Source organism: Actinomadura rugatobispora (assembly GCF_042656285.1).
GTDB classification, from domain to species: Bacteria; Actinomycetota; Actinomycetes; order Streptosporangiales; family Streptosporangiaceae; genus Spirillospora; species Spirillospora rugatobispora.
In genome coordinates this window covers 76,451-96,642 of sequence record NZ_JBHSON010000076.1, presented here as the reverse complement: position 1 = coordinate 96,642, position 20,192 = coordinate 76,451, and the positions used below count along the sequence as shown (strand labels likewise).

At 74.3% G+C, this 20,192-nt stretch carries 18 protein-coding genes; 5 read left to right on the top strand and 13 right to left on the bottom strand.

What is annotated here, in order from left to right; genetic code table 11:
• Positions 1–36 precede the first annotated feature (36 nt).
• The 10 genes from ACFPZN_RS40270 to ACFPZN_RS40225 form a co-directional block, all read right to left on the bottom strand.
• Complete coding sequence (locus tag ACFPZN_RS40270) at positions 37–1,572, bottom strand: class I adenylate-forming enzyme family protein (protein WP_378287840.1); 1,536 nt, start codon at positions 1,570–1,572, stop codon at positions 37–39.
• A 25-nt stretch (positions 1,573–1,597) separates the two neighbouring features.
• On the bottom strand, positions 1,598–2,365 hold the full coding sequence (locus ACFPZN_RS40265) for a TetR family transcriptional regulator (RefSeq protein WP_378287839.1): 768 nt from the start codon (positions 2,363–2,365) through the stop codon (positions 1,598–1,600).
• Between the two features lie 192 nt (positions 2,366–2,557).
• A complete protein-coding gene (locus tag ACFPZN_RS40260; protein WP_378287838.1) occupies positions 2,558–3,400 on the bottom strand; it encodes an SDR family oxidoreductase in 843 nt (280 codons plus the stop codon).
• A gap of 72 nt (positions 3,401–3,472) precedes the next feature.
• Complete coding sequence (locus tag ACFPZN_RS40255; RefSeq protein WP_378287837.1) at positions 3,473–4,291, bottom strand: enoyl-CoA hydratase/isomerase family protein; 819 nt, start codon at positions 4,289–4,291, stop codon at positions 3,473–3,475.
• Positions 4,292–4,314: 23 nt separating this feature from the next.
• Positions 4,315–5,355 carry a phosphotransferase family protein gene (locus tag ACFPZN_RS40250; RefSeq protein WP_378287836.1) on the bottom strand — a complete coding sequence of 347 codons (1,041 nt, stop codon included), beginning with the start codon at positions 5,353–5,355 and terminating at the stop codon, positions 4,315–4,317.
• 1 nt (position 5,356) lies between these two features.
• Entirely contained in the window at positions 5,357–6,457 is a 1,101-nt protein-coding gene (locus ACFPZN_RS40245) for a TIGR03857 family LLM class F420-dependent oxidoreductase (protein WP_378287835.1), read from the bottom strand.
• A 1-nt stretch (position 6,458) separates the two neighbouring features.
• The gene (locus tag ACFPZN_RS40240) at positions 6,459–7,664 is read right to left on the bottom strand and encodes a cytochrome P450 (protein ID WP_378287834.1); all 1,206 of its coding nucleotides are present in this window, start codon (positions 7,662–7,664) and stop codon (positions 6,459–6,461) included.
• Between the two features lie 41 nt (positions 7,665–7,705).
• Entirely contained in the window at positions 7,706–8,893 is a 1,188-nt protein-coding gene (locus ACFPZN_RS40235) for a cytochrome P450 (RefSeq protein WP_378287833.1), read from the bottom strand.
• Positions 8,894–8,906: 13 nt separating this feature from the next.
• Positions 8,907–9,749 (bottom strand): SDR family oxidoreductase, encoded by an 843-nt coding sequence (locus ACFPZN_RS40230; RefSeq protein ID WP_378287832.1) that lies wholly within the window; start codon positions 9,747–9,749, stop codon positions 8,907–8,909.
• A gap of 10 nt (positions 9,750–9,759) precedes the next feature.
• A complete protein-coding gene (locus tag ACFPZN_RS40225) occupies positions 9,760–11,226 on the bottom strand; it encodes an aldehyde dehydrogenase (protein WP_378287831.1) in 1,467 nt (488 codons plus the stop codon).
• 142 nt (positions 11,227–11,368) lie between these two features.
• Between ACFPZN_RS40225 and ACFPZN_RS40220 the strand changes: the two genes are divergently transcribed.
• Genes ACFPZN_RS40220 through ACFPZN_RS40200 form a run of 5 tightly spaced genes read left to right on the top strand, consistent with a single transcriptional unit; the run spans position 11,369 to position 16,671 of the window.
• On the top strand, positions 11,369–12,118 hold the full coding sequence (locus ACFPZN_RS40220) for an SDR family oxidoreductase (protein ID WP_378287830.1): 750 nt from the start codon (positions 11,369–11,371) through the stop codon (positions 12,116–12,118).
• A gap of 58 nt (positions 12,119–12,176) precedes the next feature.
• Complete coding sequence (locus tag ACFPZN_RS40215; RefSeq protein WP_378287829.1) at positions 12,177–13,439, top strand: hotdog family protein; 1,263 nt, start codon at positions 12,177–12,179, stop codon at positions 13,437–13,439.
• Positions 13,436–14,623 carry an acyl-CoA dehydrogenase family protein gene (locus ACFPZN_RS40210; protein WP_378287828.1) on the top strand — a complete coding sequence of 396 codons (1,188 nt, stop codon included), beginning with the start codon at positions 13,436–13,438 and terminating at the stop codon, positions 14,621–14,623. The genes ACFPZN_RS40215 and ACFPZN_RS40210 overlap by 4 nt, the downstream gene beginning before the upstream one ends.
• Positions 14,620–15,414 carry an enoyl-CoA hydratase/isomerase family protein gene (locus ACFPZN_RS40205; protein ID WP_378287827.1) on the top strand — a complete coding sequence of 265 codons (795 nt, stop codon included), beginning with the start codon at positions 14,620–14,622 and terminating at the stop codon, positions 15,412–15,414. Before ACFPZN_RS40210 ends, ACFPZN_RS40205 begins: the two co-directional genes overlap by 4 nt.
• Positions 15,415–15,420: 6 nt before the next feature.
• Positions 15,421–16,671 (top strand): acyl-CoA dehydrogenase family protein, encoded by a 1,251-nt coding sequence (locus tag ACFPZN_RS40200; RefSeq protein WP_378287826.1) that lies wholly within the window; start codon positions 15,421–15,423, stop codon positions 16,669–16,671.
• A 5-nt stretch (positions 16,672–16,676) separates the two neighbouring features.
• On the opposite strand, the gene ACFPZN_RS40195 is transcribed toward ACFPZN_RS40200, so the two are convergent.
• The 3 genes from ACFPZN_RS40195 to ACFPZN_RS40185 are packed head-to-tail and all read right to left on the bottom strand — an operon-like array spanning position 16,677 to position 20,044.
• Positions 16,677–17,816 (bottom strand): acyl-CoA dehydrogenase family protein, encoded by a 1,140-nt coding sequence (locus ACFPZN_RS40195; protein WP_378287825.1) that lies wholly within the window; start codon positions 17,814–17,816, stop codon positions 16,677–16,679.
• Positions 17,817–17,826: 10 nt separating this feature from the next.
• Positions 17,827–18,690 (bottom strand): SDR family oxidoreductase, encoded by an 864-nt coding sequence (locus tag ACFPZN_RS40190; RefSeq protein ID WP_378287824.1) that lies wholly within the window; start codon positions 18,688–18,690, stop codon positions 17,827–17,829.
• A 1-nt stretch (position 18,691) separates the two neighbouring features.
• On the bottom strand, positions 18,692–20,044 hold the full coding sequence (locus ACFPZN_RS40185) for an ABC transporter substrate-binding protein (protein WP_378287823.1): 1,353 nt from the start codon (positions 20,042–20,044) through the stop codon (positions 18,692–18,694).
• Positions 20,045–20,192 lie beyond the last annotated feature (148 nt).

Here is a 20,192-nt window from a genome sequence, read left to right as displayed (position 1 = left end):
GGACCGGAGCGCCGCCTCGGCGCTCTGGTCCGAAGGTCAGTCGCGCGGATGCGGCCGCCGCTGCCGGGCCACGGCGTCCTCGGCGCGGCGGCGCAGCTCGGTGCGGTCGATCTTGTACGTGGCGTTCACCGGCAGGTCGTCGAGCCACACCACGATGTCGGGCGCCTTGTAGTCCGCGATCCGGCCGCGGCACCACGCCCGGATCTCCGCGGTCTCCGGGGGCGGCCCCGCGCCGGCCGGGACGGCGAAGGCGACGCCCAGCTCCCCGATCACCGGCGCGGGCGCGCCCACGACCGTGGCCCGCTGGATCCGCGGATGGGCCAGCAGCACCGGCTCCACCTCCGACGGATGCACGTTGTAGCCGCCGCGGATGTACGCGTCGTCCGCTCGCCCGACGATCGTGAGGTTGCCGGCCGCGTCCAGCGAGCCCAGGTCGCTGGAGGCGATCCAGCCGTCGGGGGCCATGGTCTCGGCGGTCGGCCCGGGCTCCCGCCAGTACCCGCGCATCGACCCCCGCGACCGCAGGTACACCCGGCCGGTCACGCCCGGGCCGAGCCGCGTGCCGTCCCCCGCGCGGATCTCCGCCCGGACGCCCCCCAGGGCGCGTCCCACGGTCGAGGCGACCAGCTCGACGGGATCGTCCAGATCCGTCCCGAAGCACAGCGGCACCTCCGTGGAGGCGTACCGCACGACCACCGGGCAGCCCAGCCGCTCGCGCATCGCGCGCACCAGCGAGGGCGGCACGCGGCCGGCCCCGGTGGAGACCAGCCGGAGCCGCGACAGGTCCGCGCCCGCCAGCTCCTCCAGCGCGACCAGCTTCTCCCACTGGGTGGGCACGCCCTGCCCGACCGTGACGCGCTCGCGCACGAGCAGGTCCAGCATGCCGCGCGCCGTCCACTCGCGCGGCGTCAGGACCAGCGCGCTGCGGTGGATCAGCTGGTCGTGGACGCGGGTCATGAACGCCGCGTGGGCGAACGGCACCGGCATCAGCTTGCGGTCGCCGGGCCGGCTCAGCGGCCCCATCTCGCGCGCCATGATCTGCAGCGACCGGTGGTCGAACCAGGCGCCCTTGGGCCGCCCGGTCGTCCCGGTCGTCCAGACGATCACGGCCGGGTCCGCGGGGGACGACGGCGCCGCGCCCGCCATCTCCGCGCCGCCCTCCAGCAGTTCGGCGGGACTCCGGACGGCGGCCGCGCCGGCCGGCGGCAGCGATCCCGGAGCGTCGGTCACGATCACCGCGGGCGACGTCCTGCCGATGATGTGGGCGATCTCGTCCGGCCCCAGCCGGGGGTTGGCGGCCGTGACGATCGCGTTCAGCCGCATCGCCGCCACGTAGCACACGGCGAAGTCCGCGGAGGACGGCAGGACCAGGCAGACCACGTCGCCCGCCCGGACCCCCAGGCCGGACAGCGCGGCCGCGGCGATCCCCGACCGCCGCCACCACGCGCCGAAGGTGAGGCGCAGCTCGCCGTCGACGACGGCCTCGGCGCCGGGCGCCTCCCGCAGGACGGCGTCGAAGCACGCGTGCAGGCCGTTCGGGTCCGGGAACCGCCGCCGGCCGTCGCCGCTCATGCCGCCCCCTCGGAGCCGTGGACGGTCAGTGCCGGGCCCTCGTCCCCTCCGGAGACGACGCCGCGGCCGCGAGCACCTGCCGGACGACCTCCGGGCCCTCCTCGCCCCGCCGGGCGGCGACGCCCGCCAGCACGGTCGCGACCCGCTCGGCGAATGGAGCGCGCCTCAGCGAGCCCCCTTCCAGCAGCCGCCGGACGCGCGGCATCGCGGCCTCCGGACGCCCCGCCAGCACCCGGCGCAGGGCCAGGTCCAGCGGCTCGCCCGCCTGCGCGTCCCGGCCGTCCCGGATCTCCGAGATCGCACCGCCCAGCGCGCACTCGGAGACCAGCTCGTAGAGGTCGAAGGCGTCCTGCTCGGAGAACCCCTGCCGGACGCAGAGGCCCATGGCCGCCTCGATGTGGTCGGCCATCACCGTGGCGCCGAGGGCACCGTCGATGTACTGCTTCAGCAGCTCCGGGTCGGCGACGAACGCCCGCCGGGTGTAGTCGGCCCACTGGTAGCACCACGCCGCCCAGTGCCGGCCCTCGTCCCGGGGCAGCGTCATGCGCAGCCCCGACTGCTCGGCCGCCAGCCGCAGCAGCTCGTCGCGGCCCGACACGTGGTGGTAGAGCCCCGCGACGCTCACCCCCAGGCGCTCGGCGACCGAGCGCATCGTGAGCTCCTCCAGCGGCAGCTCGCCCGCCGCGCGGGCGATCGCCGCGCGGTCGATGCGCGGCGGCCGGCCCACCCGGCGGGAGCCCCCGCCGGACCGCCCGCCCGCCGGTCGTGCCGGCGCGTCGCCGCCCTCGGTCACCGCATCCCCTCGTCACTCGTGCCCGGCCCATGCCGGTCCGTGTCGAGGATGCCATGGCCGCCCGCGACCGTGGGCTCCTCGCCCCTCGGGGTGCTGGACGACCATCGCCGCCTCCCTTACCGGATGCATTTTCGAAATCCGTTCAAAAATGCATCGACGCGGCGCCCCTGTCAAGACCCCGGGTACCACGGCTCAGGAGGGCGGCTCGAAGGTCAGCCCGCGCAGCGCGGACTCGCCGAACAGCGGCTCGAAGAGCGCGGAGTAGTCCGGCCCGCGCCGCAGGTGGTGCCCGCCGTCGACGTTGAGGACCTGACCGGTGATCCAGGACGACTCCGGCCCGGCCAGGAAGCGCGCCGCGGCGGCGATGTCCTCGGGCTCGCCCACCCTGGAGATCGGCATGCAGGACAGGTAGTCGTCGAGGACGGGCCCGGGGCCGGTGATCCCCGCGACGAGCTCGGTGCGCACCAGGCCGGGCCGGATGCCGTTCACCCGGATCCCCGCGCCGCCCAGCTCGTCGGCGGCCAGCCGGACCAGGTGGTCGACGGCGGCCTTGGACACCCCGTAGGCGCCGAACCAGCGGTGGGTGCTGGACGCGGCGATCGAGGAGATCGCCACGACCGCCCCGCCGCCGGCGGCCGCCATCGCCCGCGCCGCGTGCTTGATGGTGAGCATGGTGCCGGTGACGTTGAGGTCCAGGGTGTCGCGCCAGGCGGCGGCGTCGAGCATGCCGACCGGGCCGATGGACCCGGAGCCGCCCGCGCTCGCGACCACCGCGCGCAGCGGGCCCCGCTCGGCCGCGGCCCGCACCGCGGCGGCGACCTGCTCCTCGTCGGTCACGTCCGCGACGACGTAGGACAGGCCGCCGGGCGCCGCCGCGACGGCCTCGCGCAGCCGGGCCTCGGTCCGGCCGCAGATGGTGACCGCGGCGCCGTCCGCCGCCAGCCGGGCCGCGCAGCCCAGCCCGATGCCGCTGCCGCCGCCGGTCACCAGCGCGGCCGTGCCCTCCAGGGCCTTGCCGCCGCCGGGATCGTCCATGCTCGCCTCGTCTCTGTGTCGGGGACGGGGGGTGCGGCGGCGACCGGCCGCCGCACCCGGTACGGCGGACGCTCAGCGCAGCCGCCACTCGGGGCGGCGCCCCGAGGCGAAGGCGCGCTGCCCCTCGGCCATGGTGTCCTCGTCGATGCTGAGCTGGACGAGCGTCTTGCCCACGTCCAGCGCCTGCCGGTGCCCCAGCTCCTGGGCGTACCAGACGGACCGCACGGTGGCCTGGACGGCGAGCGCCGGCTGGCTGGCGATGGCCTTCGCCGCCCGCGCCGCCGCCTCCCGCAGCTCCCCGGCGGGCACGACCTCCTGGACCAGGCCGATCTCGTAGGCGCGGCGCGCGGTCAGCCGCTCGTGCGCGCCCATCAGCGACATGCGCATGACCTCTCCCAGCGGCATGCGCTGCAGCATCAGCATCGGCTCGAACACCGCCGCCATCCCGGTCGTGGTGTGCGGGTCGAAGAAGGTGGCGTGCTCGGCGGCGATGATGAACTCCACCTCGCCCAGCATGTAGAACGCGCCGCCGCAGGCCATGCCGTTGACCGCGGCGATCACCGGCTTCCACAGCTGCGCCCCGGTCTTGGGCGGCAGCAGGTCGACCGGGTCGTTGGCGTGCAGGGGGGTGGCGCCGCGCTGCTGCCCGAACTCCTTCGGCGCGTCCGGGTTGCTCACGGCCCCGCGGTCGAGTCCCGTGCAGAACGCCTTGTCGCCCTCACCGGTCAGGACGATCGCCCTGACCTCGTCGTCCTCCCGGAGCGCCCGCCAGCACGCGTGCACCTCGCGCATCATCTCCAGGTCGAAGGCGTTGTGCACCTCGGGGCGGTTCAGCGTCACCCACGCGACACCGTCCTCGGTCTCGCAGCGGATGGTCTTGTAGTCCGGCATGCGGCGCTTCCTCCGTCGGTCGGTCAAATGAGGTCGAGCGAGCCCAGCTCCCGGATCGCGGCGCAGGAGCGGGCCGCCATGGTCAGGAACATCTCGTCGCCGCGCTCGGTCCGCGTCCCGTACGCGCAGCCCAGCACGGTGATGAGCGGTCCCTGGAGGGCGGCGAAACGGTAGTCCTCGAAGCAGGTGTCCAGGTCGTACCCTTTCACGCCGTACCAGGCCAGGGCCGCGTGGTACGCCTCCACCAGCGCCCGCTCATGCGCGGCCCGGTCACCGGGATCCAGGCTCGTGCACAGGAAGTACGCCAGGTCGCGCGCCGGATGGCCGATGCTGAGCGTCTGCCAGTCGACCGCCGTCACGCCCCGCCCCGGCGCGGGCGGGAAGAGCAGGTTGTCGAGGCGGTAGTCGCCGTGCACGAGCCCGAACCGGTCGGCGCGCGCCAGCACCCACGCGGCTATGGCGCCCGCGGTGTCCCGGAGCGTGCCCGCGTCACGCTCCGCGAGCCGTCCGGTGAAGCGCTCGACGAACGTCTCCACCGCCGGGCCGAACGCCCCGCCGAGACCGGCGGCGTCGTCCTCGCTCACGGCGCTCAGCCAGGGCAGGTCGAGCAGGGCCGGGTCGCACCAGCGGGGCCCGTGCAGCCCCGCCAGGTTGACGACCGCGTCGGCGGCCCGCTCCGGCGTGCACCCGGTGAGCTGGTCGCCCTGCGCTGCGGGGAACAGGTCGTCCAGCAGCAGGACGAACGTCGCGCCGTCCTCGGCCAGGGCGGCGTAGTGGCAGCGCGGCGTGCGCACCGCGACGGTCGCCGCCAGCTCCTCGTAGAACGACACCTCGGCGCGGTAGGCGGAGGCGAGGAAGGAGCGGACGGCCACGTCCTCGGAGGCCAGCTTGGCGACCAGCCGCCGCGGCACGCCCTCGGCCCCCTCCAGCTCCAGCCGGTAGCAGGCGCCGATCTGGCCCGAGCCGACCCGCCGCCGGTCCACCGCCGTCACGGTGCCGCCGAGGGCCTCGCTCAGCCATTCCGGGGTGAGGTCCGCCGCGTCGGCGACCACGGAAGCGCCCATCTCAGCTCCTTCCAGGGTTGAGGACCGCGCTCTTGGCGGCCGGGCCCGCCGGGCGCACCTCGCGGTAGGCCGCCACGACCGGCTCGACCTCGGCCGGGGTCACGCCGTGCAGGATGACGCCGTCCGCCCCGGCGCCGAACTGGTCGAGGACGCGGCGCGCGCACCGGTCCGGCGAGCCCGTCGCCGAGGCCGCGAGCCAGTGGTCCGGGAGGAGCCCGGCCAGGTGCTCCAGCTGCTCCGGCGTCGCGACGGCGTCGAACGCGCCGGAGAACCCCCGCACGAGCTCGTCGTCGCGGAAGCGCGCCAGGTCGGCGGGATCCCAGCCGTTCACGCGGACCAGCAGCTCGCCGTACCCCTGGAGGTAGGTGGTCAACCGCCCGACCAGCTTGCGCAGCCGCGCCTCCTCGTCGAGATGGTCGCCGACGGTGGCCAGCACCGACCACACCCGGACGGCGGCGGGGTCGCGCCCGGCCCGCTCCGCGCCGCGCCGGACGGCGGCCACCGAGCGCTGCAGGGTCTCGTCGGTGAAGAAGGTGTGCAGCACGACCCCGTCGGCCACCGCCCCGGCGAACTCCAGCGTCCGCCCGCCGATGGCGGTCAGCATGATCGGGATGTCCTCGTCGAACGAGGCGTCCTGCATCAGGTACGGGAAGTCGCCGGCCGGGCCGTGGTGGTCCACCACGGCCTCGCCCTTCCAGAGCCGCCGCAGGATGCCGATGGCGTCCTCCATCCGCGCCATCGTCACCCGCGGCAGCCCCATCACGTCGAAGAGCGGGTCGAACCCGCGGCCCAGGCCCAGCGCGAACCGGCCGCCGGTCAGCCGGTGCATCGTCGTGGCGAACGTGGCGGTCAGCAGCGGATGGCGGGTGTTGTGGTTGGTGGCCGCCGTCGCGATCCCGAGGCGCTCGCTCACCGCGCCGGCCGCGCCCGACAGCGTCGCGGCCTCCTTGGCGTTGAAGCGCTCCGACAGGAACACCGCGCCCAGGCCCAGCCGCTCGCCGTAGGCGACCTGCCCGAGCAGGTCGCGCGGCGTGCCGGAATGGCCCGCCAGCCCGTAGAAGCCGATCTCAGGGAGTTCGGGGAGTTCGGGGAGTTCGCTCATGTCAGCCTGCCTGCGCCGCGGTCGGGGTGAACCTCACCTTGAACGTCTCGTAGCCGGAGACGAAGTTGGCGGGCCGGCGGGCCGGCTCGCCGTCCTCCAGCGGCTCCATGTCGGGCAGCCGGGCCAGCAGCCGCTCGAACATCACCTTCAGCTCCAGCCGCGCCAGGCTGCTGCCCAGGCAGAAGTGCGGGCCGTTGCCGAAGGCGACGTGGTCGTTGGGGGACCGCCCGGCGTCGAACCGGAACGGGTCGTCGAAGACCTCCTCGTCCCGGTTGGCCGAGGGGTAGAGCAGCAGCATCTTGTCGCCCTCGCGGATCCGCCGCCCGCCCAGCTCGACGTCCTGGACCGCCGTCCGGTTCATGTTCTTGATCGGCGAGACCCAGCGCAGCATCTCCTCCACCGCGGCCGGGATCCCGCCCGGATCCTCGATCAGCGCCCGCCGCTGGCCGGGATGGACGCACAGCTGGTACATCCCGCCGGAGATCACGTGCCGGGTGGTCTCGTCGCCGCCGATGAGGATCAGCAGCGACTCCTGGACCAGCGAGTCCCGGTCCAGCCGGTCGCCGTCGATCTCGGCGTGGACGAGCACGCTGAGCAGGTCGCCGCGCGGCGCGGCCCGCCGCTCCTCGACCGCCCGGGAGGCGTACCCGGTGAACCCGGCGAACGCCTCGCCCGCCCTGACCAGCAGATCCGGATCGTCGCCCCCGGTCAGGGCGCGCACCATGTCGTCGGACCAGGTCAGCAGCCTCGCGCGGTCCTCCGGCGCGACGCCGAGCGCGTCGCCGATCACGATCAGCGGCAGCGGGGCGGCCAGGTCGGCGACGACGTCGCACTCGCCGCGCTCGCAGACCGCGTCGATGATCTCGTCGCAGACCCGGCGCAGGTAGTCCTCCTGCGCCGCCACCCGGCGCGGGGTGAAGCCGGCGCTGACCAGCCTGCGGCGGACCTTGTGCGCGGGATCGTCCATGTCGATCATCATCGACAGCGGGCCGGAGTCGGGCCGGATCCCGTGCGCGCTGGAGAACACCTCGGGCATCCGGGAGACCCGCCGGACGTCGGCGTGCCGGGAGATCCCCCACACGCCGGCGTTCTCGTCGCGGTAGACGGGCGCGTTCTCCCGCATCCACCGCAGCTCCTCGTGGGGATCGCGGCCCCAGAACTCGCCGCTGACCAGGTTGATGGCGTCGTTGACGGGGTGGTCGGTCATCGCCGCCGCTCCTCTCGGGGATCTCGGCGAACTCGGCGAACTCAGACGGCCGCGGACCGCTCGACCAGCAGGGGCAGGCTGGACAGGCCCCGCACGTTGCTGGAGTAGTGCCGCTCGACGCCGGTCTCGTCGAAGGTGAAGTCGGGGAAGCGCCGGAGCAGCTCCTCGAACGCGACCCGGGTCTCCAGCCGGGCCAGCGACGCGCCCAGGCACAGGTGCCGCCCGAACCCGAAGCTGACGTGCCGGTCGATGGCGCGGTGGATGTCGAACAGCTCGGGGTCGGGGTACTTGCGCTCGTCGTGGACGGCCGACCCGGTCACCAGGACGACCCGCCGCCCGGCCGGGATGACGGTGCCGTGCAGCTCGACGTCCTTGAGCGTCCAGCGGCCCTGGTAGTGCGAGGGCGGGTCCCAGCGCAGCATCTCCTCCACCGCGCCCGGGATCAGCGACGGGTCGGCCACCAGCTCGCGCCGCTGGTCGGGGTACCAGCTCAGCGCGATCACCCCGTTCGGGATGAGCTTGGCGACCGTCTCGTGCCCGGCGAAGGCCAGCTCCAGGAACCGGGAGGCCAGCTCGGCGTCGCTGAGCGAGCGCGTGCCGCCGTCCTCGTCCTCCACCGGCGTGTTCATCAGCAGCGTGATCACGTCGTCGCCCGGGTTGGCGCGCCGGTCCTTCACCAGCTCGGCCAGCAGCGCCCACAGCTCGGCGCTGGCCTCGTAGCCGTCGGGCGGCATGCTCATGTCCTCGGTGCGCGCGGCGATCCGGTCGCTGAGCTCGTGGATCCGCTCGCGCCGGTCCTCCGGGATGCCGATCAGCTCGCTGATGACGTCCAGCGGCAGCCGGAACGAGAAGTCCTGCACCAGGTCGAAGCGGTCGGCGTCCAGCAGCCGGTCCAGCAGCCTGGCGGCGGTGCGGCGGATGAACGGCTCCAGCAGGCCGATCCGCCGCTGGGTGAACAGCCGCGCGACCACCTTGCGGTGCATGGTGTGCTCGGGCGGGTCCTTGGTGATGAGGAACGGCGCGCCCTGGTCGGCGCCCTCGATCGTCACGCCGTGGGCGCTGGAGAAGACGTCGGTGTCCAGATGGGCGTCGATGACGTCCTGGTAGCGCGACAGGGCCCAGAAGTCCAGGTCCTCGTTGTGGTAGACGGGCGCCTCGTCGCGCAGGCGCCGGTAGATGGGGAACGGGTTGTGCACCGTTTCCTTCACGAAGGGGTTGTACTCGACCATTGAGCGCTCCTGGTCAGGGGGTCGGGGAGCCGGCCGGGGCGGTACGGCCCGCGGCCGATCGGGAGATGGCGCCGCCGAAGGCGCCGACGACCGGGGACGGCGACCGGACGGTCAGATGGTCGAGGCCGATCGCGGGCCGTCCCGCGGCCGCCGCGATCACCTCGGCCAGCACGTCGGCCACCTCTTCGGGCGACATGAACTCCTCCTGGGCCAGCCCGCGCACGCTCCAGTCCTCCAGGGCGCGGTGCAGCAGGCCCGGTTCGAAGCCGGTGCCGAAGTCGGTGGGGAAGGTGGCGCCGACCTTGACGACGGTGAACCGCAGGCCGGGATGCTCCGTCCGCCACCCCTCGACCAGCCGTTCCAGCGCCGCCTTGGTGGTGGCGTAGCCGCCCAGCGCCGTGCGGGGCTGGCCGACGGTCTCCGACGACAGCACCATCGCCATGGCGCCGGGCGCCAGCTCCGGGAGGCAGGCGCGCAGCAGGCGGTGCGCGCTCAGCACGTTGGCGTCGAACAGCCCGCGCAGCTCCTCGCCGGTGGTGTCGGCGATCATGCGGAGCTTGGCGGCGCCCACGCAGAAGACCAGGACGTCGATCCCGCCCAGCGCGCGGCGCGCGGTCGCCGCGATCCGGGCGCAGTCGTCGTCGCGGCACAGGTCGGCGGCCAGCCGCTCGCCGCCGCCCGCCTCCGCCACCGCCGATTCGAGCAGCTCGGCCCGGCGCGCGGTCAGCAGGACGCGCGCGCCGTCCCGGACCGCCCGCACCGCCAGCGCCCGCCCGATGCCCGCGGACGCGCCCGCCACCAGGATCCGCCTGCCCGCCAGGGAGCCGCCGTCCGTCACGGCGTCGTCGTCGTCCATGGTCCGCCGGTCACCCCGTCTCCGCGATCGTCTTGATCTCCAGGTACTCCTCGAAGCCGGCCACGCCGCTCTCCCGCCCGACACCGCTCTGCCGGTATCCGCCGAAGGGGGCGTCGGCGCCGTAGAACAGGCCGCCGTTGACCGAGATCGTCCCGGTCCGGACCCGGTGGGCGACCGCGCGGGCGCGCTCGTCCGACGCGCTGACCACCATGCCGGACAGGCCGTACCGGGAGTTGTTGGCGATCCGGACGGCGTCGTCGTCGCCGTCGTGCGCCAGCACCGCGATGACCGGGCCGAAGATCTCCTCCTGGGCGACCGTCGCGTCGGGATGGACGTCGGCCAGCACGGTCGGCTCCACGTAGTGGCCGGTCGGCAGGTGGGCGGGCACGCCGCCGCCGAGCGCGAGCCGGGCCCCCTCCCGGAGGCCGGTGGCGATGTGGCCGCGGACGCGCTCGCGCTGCCGCTCGCTGATCAGCGGCCCCATCAGGTTGCCCGGATCGGTCGGATCCCCGTACGGCCAGCCGCGCAGGGTCTCCACCAGCATCTCCAGCCCCTCCTCGTAGCGGGACCGGGGCAGCACGAGCCGGGTGAGGATGGCGCAGCCCTGACCGGCGTGCGTGGTGATCTGGAACGCCGCGTTGCCGACGGCCTTCTTGAGGTCGGCGTCGTCCAGGGCGAGGAGGGCCGACTTGCCGCCCAGCTCCAGGAAGACCTTCTTGATGGTGCCCGCCCCGGCGCGCATGACGGTGCGTCCGGTCGCGGTGGACCCGGTGAAGGAGACCATGTCGACGCGCTCGTCCTCGGCCAGGAGCTGGCCGATCTCGTGGCGGGACGAGGTCACGACGTTGAGCACGCCCGGCGGCAGGTCGGTCTCCTCGGCGGCGAGGCGGCCGAGGAGGGTGGCGGTGTACGGGGTGTCGGGCGCGGGCTTGAGCACGACCGTGTTCCCCGCCGCCAGCGCGGGTCCGACCTTCGCCAGGTTGATCTGCATGGGGAAGTTCCACGGGGTGATGGCCCCCACGACTCCGACGGGTTCCCGGCGCAGGTAGCGGTGCGAGCGGATGCCATACGGCTCGGCGACGCCCAGGTCGGTGGTCCAGGCGTACCGCTCGGCGAGGTCGGCGACCCAGCCGAGGCCCTCGACGGGGATGTCGAGCTGGGCGCCGTGGGTGAGGGCCACCGGCGCGCCCGCCTCGGCGACGATCGTCGCGCGCAGCTCCTCGGCGTGCTTGGCCAGCGCCTGCTGGAGCTGGCGCAGGCAGCGGGCGCGGAACGCGGGGTCGGCGGCCCAGTCCGTGCCGTCGAAGGCCGCGCGCGCCGCGCCGATGGCGGCGTCCATGTCGGCGGCGGTGGCGTCGGCGGCCACTCCGATCCGCTCCTCGGTCGCCGGGTTGACGTCGGGGAACGTGCCGCCGCCGGACGCCGGGACGAGCCGGCCCCCGATCAGCATCCGCTCCTCGCACTCGACCTCCGGCATGGGGCCTCCAGGGTGCTCGGCCGTTTTGTAGACTTGATGATATATATTATCCGCACAACTCAGAACAGCCAATGCCGGGCCAGCGCCGCCCGCCGGCACGGGCCGCGGACGGGGCTCCCGCGCAGCGTCGAAGGGTGCGCCCATGCGCTTCGAGGAACGGGTCGCCGTCGTCACCGGTGCGGGTCAGGGCATCGGCGAGGCCTACGCCAAGGCCCTGGCCGCCGAGGGCGCCAGGGTGGTGGTCGCCGATCTCAACGGCGAGCGCGCCGCGGCCGTCGCCAAGGACATCGAGGCCGCGGGCGGCACCGCCCGCGCCGTCGTGACGGACGTGGCCGACCCCGAGAGCGCGCGGGCGATGGCCGACGCGGCGGTGGAGGCCTACGGCGGCATCGACCACCTGGTCAACAACGCCGCGATCTACGGGGGGATGAAGGTCGAGGCGCTGACCAAGGTCGACCTCGACTACTACCAGCGGTTCATGGCGGTGAACCTCAACGGCGCGCTGCACTGCACCCGCGCCGTGTACCGCTCGATGCGCGAACGCGGCGGCGGCTCCATCGTCAACCAGTCGTCGACGGCGGCCTGGATGGCGGGCGGCTTCTACTCGATCGCCAAGGCGGCCCTCAACAGCCTCACCGTCAATCTCGCCGCGGAGCTGGGCTGGATGAACATCCGGGTCAACGCCCTCGCGCCCGGCCCGACCGACACCGCCGCCACCCGCGGCGTCGTGCCCGAGGAGTTCATCGACCCGATGGTCCAGGGGCTCGCGCTCAAGCGCCTGGGCACGCCGCAGGACCACGTGGGCGCCCTGCTCTTCATGCTCTCCGACGACGCGCCCTGGATGACCGGCCAGATCGTGGCCGTCGACGGCGGCCACATCGTGCGCATCTGAGCGGAGCGCCGGGCGGCCGCCCTTGAAGCCAGAGATCAATATTGTATAAAATAGTTTGGTGAGCGACTTGGCTACCGGCACGATCACGGACGAGGGAGTGGAGCGGCTGCGCGCCCGCATCGGCGTCCCCCAGGTCTACCCCGCGCCGCCGCACTACCGCCGTCCCGGCGAGGACGCCTTCCGCCACGTGGCGTGGGCCTACGGGGACGACAACCCGCTGTGGTCGGATCCCGGGTACGCGGCGGGCACGCGCTGGAAAGGCGCCATCGCCCCGCCCGCCCTGGTCGGCGGCGACAGCCTGATCGGCGAGGACGCCCTCAACGACGCCGAGCTGGAGCGCCAGGGGGAGTTGAAGGGCGATCCGCTGCGCGGCGTGCACGCCTTCTATGCCGCGAGTGAGCGCGAGTGGTGGGCGCCGTTGACCGCCGACCACGAGATCCTGCGCCGCACGGCCCTGGTCGGCGTGGTCGACAAGCCCAGCGACTTCGGCGGGCGCGGCGTGCAGGAGTGGACCGCCCAGGCGTTCCAGACCGATGCCGGGACGCTGCTGGGCGCCCAGTACCGGATGATGTTCCGCACCGAGCGGGGCAAGGCCCGCGAGCGCAAGAAGTACGACGACGTCGCGATCGAGCCCTGGAGCGAGGAGGCCGTCGCCGACCTCGACTCCCGGTACGCCGCCGAGGCCCCGCGCGGTGCCGAGCCGCGCTGGTGGGAGGACGTCCAGGTCGGCGACCCGGTGGGGCCGCTGGTCAAGGGGCCGCTGACCGTCACCGACATGGTCTGCTGGCACGTCGGCATGGGCATGGGGATGTACGACGTGGCGCCGCTGCGGCTGGCGTACAAGAACCGGCGGCGGATCCCGCGCTTCTACCACCGCGACGAGCTGGGCGTGCCGGACGCCATGCAGCGGGTGCACTGGGATCCGGCCTTCGCCCGCAAGTCGGGCAATCCGACCACGTTCGACTACGGGCGGATGCGGGAGACCTGGCTGATCCACGCGTGCACGGACTGGATGGGCGATGACGGGTGGCTGTGGCGGCTGCGGGTGGAGTTCCGCCGCTTCAACTACGTCGGCGACGTCCAGTTCGCCGAGGGCGAGGTGACCCGCCGCTACCTGGCCGAGGGCGACCGCCCGGCGGTCGATCTGGAGTTGCGCACCCGCAACCAGCGCGGCGAGATCACCTCGCCCGCCACCGCGACGGTGCTGCTGCCCAGCCGCGAGCACGGCCCGGTCCGGCTCCCCGACCCGCCCGGCCGGGCCACCACGCTGGAGGGGGCGTTCGACGCCACCATCGAGCGGTTCGCCCGGGAGCGGGCGTGAGCGCGGCGTCCGGTGACGAGCTGGCCCTGCTGCGCGACTCCGTCCGCGAGGCGCTGCGGGACCTGTCGCCTCCGGCGGAGGTCAGGCGGCAGATGGACACCGGGCGCGGCTGGGACCCCAAGACCTGGCGGCGCCTGTGCGGCGAGCTGGGCCTGGCCGGGCTGGTGGTCCCCGAGGAGCACGGCGGGGCCGGCTTCTCCTACGTGGAGCTGGGCGCGGTGTTCGAGGAGGCCGGGCGCGCGCTGCTGTGCGCCCCGCTGCTGTCCACCACCGGACTCGCGATCCCGCTGCTGCTCTGCCTCGACGACCCGCCAGCGCGGCGCGAGTTCCTGCCGGACCTGTGCTCGGGATCGCTGGTGGCGACCGTGGCGCTGACGGACCCCGACGGTCGGCTCCTGCCGGACGGCGCCGTCGCGGAGGCGTCGGCGCGGGGGGAGGGCCACGTGCTGGACGGTGCCGCCGGGTTCGTGGTCGACGGCGCGTCCGCCGACCTGCTGCTCGTGCCCGCGCGGCTGGACGGCGGCGAGACGGCGGTGTTCGCGGTCAGGGCCGGGGCGCCCGGGTTGACCGTGACGCCGCTCGTCACGCTCGACCCCACCAGGAAGCAGGCCGCGGTGGCCTTCGACGGCGCGTCCGCGCGGCGGCTCGGCGAGGCGGACGCGGCCGGGGCGCTGCGCCGGGCCCTGGACGTCGGCCGCGCCCTGCTGGCCTGCGAGCAGGCGGGCGGGGCGGCCCGCTGCCTGGACGCGGTCGTCGAGCACGCCGGCTCGCGCGTGCAGTTCGGCCGTCCGATCGGCTCCTTCCAGGCGGTCAAGCAGCGGGCCGCGGAGATGCTCATCCGGGTCGAGTCGGCGCGGTCGGCGGCGATGGCCGCCGCCCAGGCCGCGGCGGAGGACCCGCTCGCCGGGTCCGGCCGCGGCTCGGGCGACCTGCGCGACCTGCCGGGGCTCGCGGTGGCCGCCGCGGTCGCCGGGTCGTACTGCTCAGAGGCGTACGCCTTCGTCGCGGCCGAGACCATCCAGCTGCACGGCGGCATCGGCTTCACCTGGGAGCACGACGCCCACCTGTACTACAAGCGCGCCTGGACGAGCGGCGAGCTGCTCGGCAGGCCGGCCGACCACCTCGAGAGCCTCGCCCGGCACCTGGAACACAGCCATCCGGCGGAACGGACTGACTCCCCATGACCTACGAGACCCTCGTCGTCGAGCGGCGCGGCCATGTCGGCTGGCTGATCTTCGACCGTCCCGACCGGCGCAACGCGATGAACAACCAGATGCGCGACGAGCTGCGCGCCGCCTGGACCGAGCTCGCCGAGGACCCCGAGGTCCGGGTCATCGTCAACACCGGCAACGGCCCGGCCTTCCAGACCGGCGCCGACGTGATGGAGCTGGCGAGCGACGGCGTGGGCATGGAGCGCTACCGGGAGTCGGTGGAGCGCTGGGACCTGGGCTTCACCTCCTGGTTCCTGGGCATCGACAAGCCGGTGATCGCGGCCGTCAACGGCGTCTGCGCGGGCGGCGGGCTGCACTTCGTCGCCGACGCCGACATCGTGCTGGCCGCCTCCGACGCCACGTTCACCGACCCCCACGTGTCGGTCGGGCAGGCCAGCACCATCGAGATGATCGGCCTGATGCGCAAGATGCCGGCCGAGGCCGTGCTGCGGATGGCGCTGGTGGGCCGGTACGAGCGGATGTCCGCGGCGCGGGCCCGCGAGCTGGGCATGGTGAGCGAGGTCGTCGATCCGCCCGAGCGGCTGCGCGAGGCGGCGGCGGAGCTCGCGGAGAAGGTCGCGCGCAACTCGCCCGCGGCGCTGCGCGCGACCAAGCGCGCGCTGTGGGGGGCCCTCGAACAGGGGCTCACCGACGCGTGCAGGGCGGGCGCCGCCGAGCTGACGGGGCTGTGGGGCCACCCGGACCAGGCCGAGGGCCCGGCGGCCTTCGCGGAGAAGCGCGAGCCGCGCTGGAAGGCCGAGTAGGACACCATGAACCACCAGGACACCCCCGGACGCACGGCCTTCCGGGAGCTGGCCCGCGCCTGGCTCGCCGCGAACGCCCCCGCCTTCGCGGGCACGGTCCGGCACCGGCTGCACTTCGAGTCCGCGCCGTCCGCCGAGGAGTACGAGAAGGCCGAGGCCGAGAGCGTGCGCGCCGCGCAGGCGTGGCAGGCCCGGCTGCACGAGGGCGGCTGGGCCGGGATCTCCTGGCCCGAGGCGTTCGGCGGGCGCGGCCGCACCCCGGCCGAGGAGGCGGTCTTCGCCGAGGCGGCGGCGGCCTTCGACGTCTCCGTGGGCCCGCTGCTGATCGGGCTGTCGATGGTCGGGCCCACCCTCATGCGCCACGGCACGCCGGAGCAGCGCGCCGCGCACCTGCCGCCGCTGCTGCGCGGCGAACGGGTCTGGTGCCAGCTCTACAGCGAGCCCGAGGCGGGGTCCGACCTCGCCGCGCTGCGCACCCGCGCCGTCCGGGACGGCGACGACTGGGTCGTCACCGGGCAGAAGGTGTGGAGCTCGCAGGCCAGGTCGGCCGACTGGGCGATCCTGCTCGCCCGGACCGACCTCGACGTGCCCAAGCACCAGGGCATCACCTACTTCCTGCTCGACATGCGCTCGGCGGGCGTCGAGGTGCGGCCGCTGCGGCAGATGAACGGGTCGTACCACTTCAACGAGGTCTTCCTCGACCAGGTCCGCGTCCCCGCCGGCGACGTGGTCGGCGAGCCCGGCGGCGGCTGGGCGGTCGCCCACACCACCCTCGCCAGCGAGCGCGCCATGATCGGCGGCGGGGGCGGGGCCAGGGCGGCCGAGCTGCTGGCGCGGGCGCGGGCGCGCGGGCGCGACGGCGACCCCCTCGTCCGCCAGGCGCTCGCCCGGGTGCACACGCTGGACGAGGTCCTGCGGATCCTGGGCCTGCGGATGCGCGCCGCGCTCGACCGGGGGGAGCGGCCCGGCCCCGAGGGATCGATCATGAAGCTGCTGGTGACGCGCCGCGCCCACCAGGCCGCCGAGCTCGGCCTCGCCATCGACGGCCCCGGCGGGCTGCTCGCCGGGACGGGCGCCCCCGGCGGAGGCGATCCGCAGCAGCAGCTGCTGAGCGCCCAGGGGCTGCGCGTCGGCGGCGGGACCGACTCCATCCAGCGCAACGCCATCGCCGAGCGCATCCTCGGCCTGCCCAGGGAGCGGGCGGCCGACCGCGACCTGCCGTTCCGCGACGCCCTGAAGGCCCCTGGCGACGCCTGAGGGCCTCAGCCGGTGGCGGCGGCCTCCAGGCGGGCGACCAGGCTCTCCCGGTGGTGGTCGGTGTCGCCGAAGAGGAGCTGGGAGCTCTTCGCCCGCCTGAAGTACAGGTGCGCGGGGTGCTCCCAGGTGACGCCGATCCCGCCCAGCACCTGGATCGTCTCGGTGGCGACGCGCATGAAGGCGTCGGCGCAGCAGGACTTGGCGAGCGCCGCCGCCGCACGCGGATCCGCGACGGCGTCCGGGCCGGGCCCGGCCGCCGTCCACATGGCGTGGTGCGCCGTCGCCCGCGCCGACTCGACGTCGATGTACATGTCGGCGCACGCGTGCTTGACGGCCTGGAACGCCCCGATCGGGCGGCCGAACTGCACGCGGGTCTTGGCGTGCTCGACGGCGGTCTCCATCATCCGCTGGGCGCCGCCGACGCACTCGGCCGCCAGCGCCACGGCCGCGTGGTCGAGCGTCTGGGCCACGATCGCCGTCCCGGCGCCCGGGGCGCCCACCGGAAGCGCCGGCGTGCCCTCGAACTCCAGGCGCGCCAGCCTCCTGGTCGGGTCCAGCGCGTCCAGCCCGGTCCGGGTCATGCCCTCGGCGTCACCGGCCACCGCGTACAGGCCGGTGCCCTCCTCGCCGGCGGCGGTGACCAGGACGAGGTCGGCCGCGCAGCCGTCCAGGACGAGGTCCTTGACGCCGTGCAGCAGCAGCCGCCCGCCCGACCGCCGCACCGTGACGTCCCGGGCGGACGGTTCCCAGCCCCGCCCCGGCTCCTGGAAGGCCAGCGTCGCCACGGTCACCCCGCAGGCGATGCCGGGCAGCAGCTCGCGGGCCGCGCCCTCGTCGCCCGAGGCCAGGACGGCGCGGACGGCCATGACGCCGGTGGCCAGGTACGGCGCGCACAGCAGCGCCCGGCCCATCTCCTCCAGCACGATGCCCGTCTCCACGGCGCCGCCGCCACCGCCGCCGTACTCCTCGGGCACGGCCAGGCCCTGGAGGCCGAGCTGGGCGCCCATCCGCGTCCAGGCGTCCCGGTCGTAGCCGGTGGCCGAGACCATCAGCCGGCGGACCTCCGTCTCGGGCGAGGTCTCGGTGAGGAACGCGCGCACGGTGCGGCGCAGTTCGTCCTGCTCCGGGCTGAAGATGAGGTCCATGCGCATCCCCCTAGTGCGGGCCGAGGCCGAGCTGCTCGCGGACCGGCACCACGGGCGGGTTGGTGAGGGTGCGGCGCTGCCAGTTCGCGCCGTCGACGACCAGCGTGTGGCCGCTGATGAACCCCGCGTAGGGCGAGGCCAGGAACGTGGCGGCCCAGCCGAGCTCGTGCGGGCTGCCGACCCGGCCCACGGGCTGCCGGTCGTCCTTGTCGTGCGCCCGGTCGAGGTTGCCGCGGATGTCGGCGGTCATGTCGCGGTGCGGGAACATCCCGGGGACGAGCCCGTTGACGGTGATGCCGTAGGGGCCCCACTCGACCGCGAGCGACTCGGTGAGGTTCTTGACCCCGGCCTTGGCCGCCGCCGAGTGGGCGAACCCCGGCCCGCCCGTCCAGGCGTACGACGCGCCCACGTTGATGATCGTGGCGGGCGTGTCGGCTGCCAGGTGGCGGCGGGCGAACTCGCGGGCGCACAGGAACGTGCCGTTGAGGGTGATGTCCACGACGGTGCGCCAGGCGTTCGGGCTCATCTCCTCGGCCGCGGCCGGGAAGTTGGCCGCGGCGTTGTTGACCAGCACCCGGGGCCGTCCCCCGAACGCCTCCTCCACCGCGTCCAGCGCCGCCGCGATCCGGTCCGGGTCGCGGATGTCGCAGGGGTGCGCGGTGGCCGTCCCGGGGAACTCCGCCAGTGCCGCGAGCCCGGCCCGCAGGTGCTCGTCCTTGCGCGACAGGACGGCCACGTCGGCGCCGAGCCGGGCGAACTCCACCGCGATCGCGCGGCCCAGCCCGGTGCCGCCGCCGGTGACGACGACGCCCGTGCCCGTGAACGCGCCCGGGTGCAGGGCGGAGCGGCCCAGCGGCGGCGGGGGGACGGGCATCTCAGCGCTCGCCCTGCTTCAGCAGCGGGGAGCGGGTGTTGGACGGCCACGCCGGCCGGTGGTAGCCGCGGAAGTGCAGCTCGCCGCCGCGCAGCTCGCGGACGGTGAGGAAGTCGCCCTTGTAGCCGCGGTGGTCGTACTCGGCGAAGGTCAGGTAGCAGCCGGGTCCGCCGTTGGTGCACGGCATCCACTTGATCTTCTCCAGCCCGGTCTTGACCTCCTCCGGGGTGGCGATGCGGGCGTTGGCGATGCCGTGGATCGCGGCGCGGGCGCTGTCGTAGGACAGCGCCACCACGACGTTGCGGGACACGCGGCCGAAGCGGGCCTCGAAGCGCTCCAGCATGGCCTCGTAGTTGGGGTTGGCGCCGTCCTCGCCGAGCTGGTCGACGCCGTGCCAGCCCTCCAGGCCCTCGGCCCACTTGTTGGAGTTGGAGTAGAACATGAACGCGGTGCCCATGAAGCGGGGCGGGTCCCAGTCGAGGGCCTTGAACGCCTCGGCGAAGTGGAAGGTCGAGTAGCCGTACCCCATGTAGACGATCGCCTGGGCGCCCTGGTCGCGCATGGTCGCCAGGTTCTGCTGGAAGTTCCTGGGGTTGGGTGTGAGCCGGACCTCCTTGATGACCTCCAGGTCGTACTGCCGCGCGGCCGTGCGGAAGTAGTCGGCGTACAGGTCGCCGGAGGAGCCCTGCTCCCAGAAGAAGCCGATCTTCTCCAGGCCGTTCTGGAAGCACCAGCTCGCGGCCATGGCGCCCTCGGTGGGGATGTCGCCGTTGGCGACGGTGAAGCAGTACTCGCCGTGGAACAGGGTGGTGCCGGTCCAGCTGAGGGCGGACACCCCGGCGGCGTTGACGGTGTCGCGCAGGTTCAGCGCGTTGTCGGAGATGAACGGGCCGATGACCACCGTGCAGCCCGCCTCGACCAGCTTCTCGTAGCCCTGGCGGACCTTGCGGTAGTTCTCCCTGGGCAGGCCGCGGGCGTCCACCGTGAGGATCTCGACGGGACGGTCGTAGACCCCCTCGTTGAGGGCGTCCTCGACGGCCAGGATGATCGGGTCGATGGTGTCGGCCAGCAGCTGGCCGAGGTCCATGTCGATCAGCAGGCCGATCCGGACCGGCTCGAACGGGTCGCCCTGGCCCACCACGCCGCGGGTGGGCGGGTAGATCACGATCGACTCCACGGCCTTCTCGCCGATCCGGCCGCTGCCCTGGTACCACAGCTCGTTGCGGTGGCCGCCGGCCTCGGTGTCGGTGCCCGAGCGGACCGTGGCGACGGCCCGGTCCGGGCGGGCGATGCCGTGGTCGACCGGGGCGGGGAACATGCGTTCCGCGTGGCGGGCACCGTCCTGCTCGGTCATCGGGTGATCCCTCCTTCGGGCCGGCACCGCGCCGGCGGCGCCCTGCCGGGCCTGGTCTTCGTGGACAGCCGTCGTCAACTTATATATAAAATCCAGAATCAGACAAGCAGCCGGATCGCCCGGACGGGCGCGGGGCGGAGGTGGGCGG

Bases quoted from the DNA above. Each gene is read 5' to 3' on its own strand.
- ACFPZN_RS40270 (WP_378287840.1), bottom strand. From the start codon at position 1,572: ATGAGCGGCGACGGCCGGCGGCGGTTCCCGGACCCGAACGGCCTGCAC.
- ACFPZN_RS40260 (WP_378287838.1), bottom strand. From the start codon at position 3,400: ATGGACGATCCCGGCGGCGGCAAGGCCCTGGAGGGCACGGCCGCGCTG.
- ACFPZN_RS40255 (WP_378287837.1), bottom strand. From the start codon at position 4,291: ATGCCGGACTACAAGACCATCCGCTGCGAGACCGAGGACGGTGTCGCG.
- ACFPZN_RS40250 (WP_378287836.1), bottom strand. From the start codon at position 5,355: ATGGGCGCTTCCGTGGTCGCCGACGCGGCGGACCTCACCCCGGAATGG.
- ACFPZN_RS40245 (WP_378287835.1), bottom strand. From the start codon at position 6,457: ATGAGCGAACTCCCCGAACTCCCCGAACTCCCTGAGATCGGCTTCTAC.
- ACFPZN_RS40240 (WP_378287834.1), bottom strand. From the start codon at position 7,664: ATGACCGACCACCCCGTCAACGACGCCATCAACCTGGTCAGCGGCGAG.
- ACFPZN_RS40235 (WP_378287833.1), bottom strand. From the start codon at position 8,893: ATGGTCGAGTACAACCCCTTCGTGAAGGAAACGGTGCACAACCCGTTC.
- ACFPZN_RS40230 (WP_378287832.1), bottom strand. From the start codon at position 9,749: ATGGACGACGACGACGCCGTGACGGACGGCGGCTCCCTGGCGGGCAGG.
- ACFPZN_RS40225 (WP_378287831.1), bottom strand. From the start codon at position 11,226: ATGCCGGAGGTCGAGTGCGAGGAGCGGATGCTGATCGGGGGCCGGCTC.
- ACFPZN_RS40220 (WP_378287830.1), top strand. From the start codon at position 11,369: ATGCGCTTCGAGGAACGGGTCGCCGTCGTCACCGGTGCGGGTCAGGGC.
- ACFPZN_RS40205 (WP_378287827.1), top strand. From the start codon at position 14,620: ATGACCTACGAGACCCTCGTCGTCGAGCGGCGCGGCCATGTCGGCTGG.
- ACFPZN_RS40200 (WP_378287826.1), top strand. From the start codon at position 15,421: ATGAACCACCAGGACACCCCCGGACGCACGGCCTTCCGGGAGCTGGCC.
- ACFPZN_RS40195 (WP_378287825.1), bottom strand. From the start codon at position 17,816: ATGGACCTCATCTTCAGCCCGGAGCAGGACGAACTGCGCCGCACCGTG.
- ACFPZN_RS40190 (WP_378287824.1), bottom strand. From the start codon at position 18,690: ATGCCCGTCCCCCCGCCGCCGCTGGGCCGCTCCGCCCTGCACCCGGGC.
- ACFPZN_RS40185 (WP_378287823.1), bottom strand. From the start codon at position 20,044: ATGACCGAGCAGGACGGTGCCCGCCACGCGGAACGCATGTTCCCCGCC.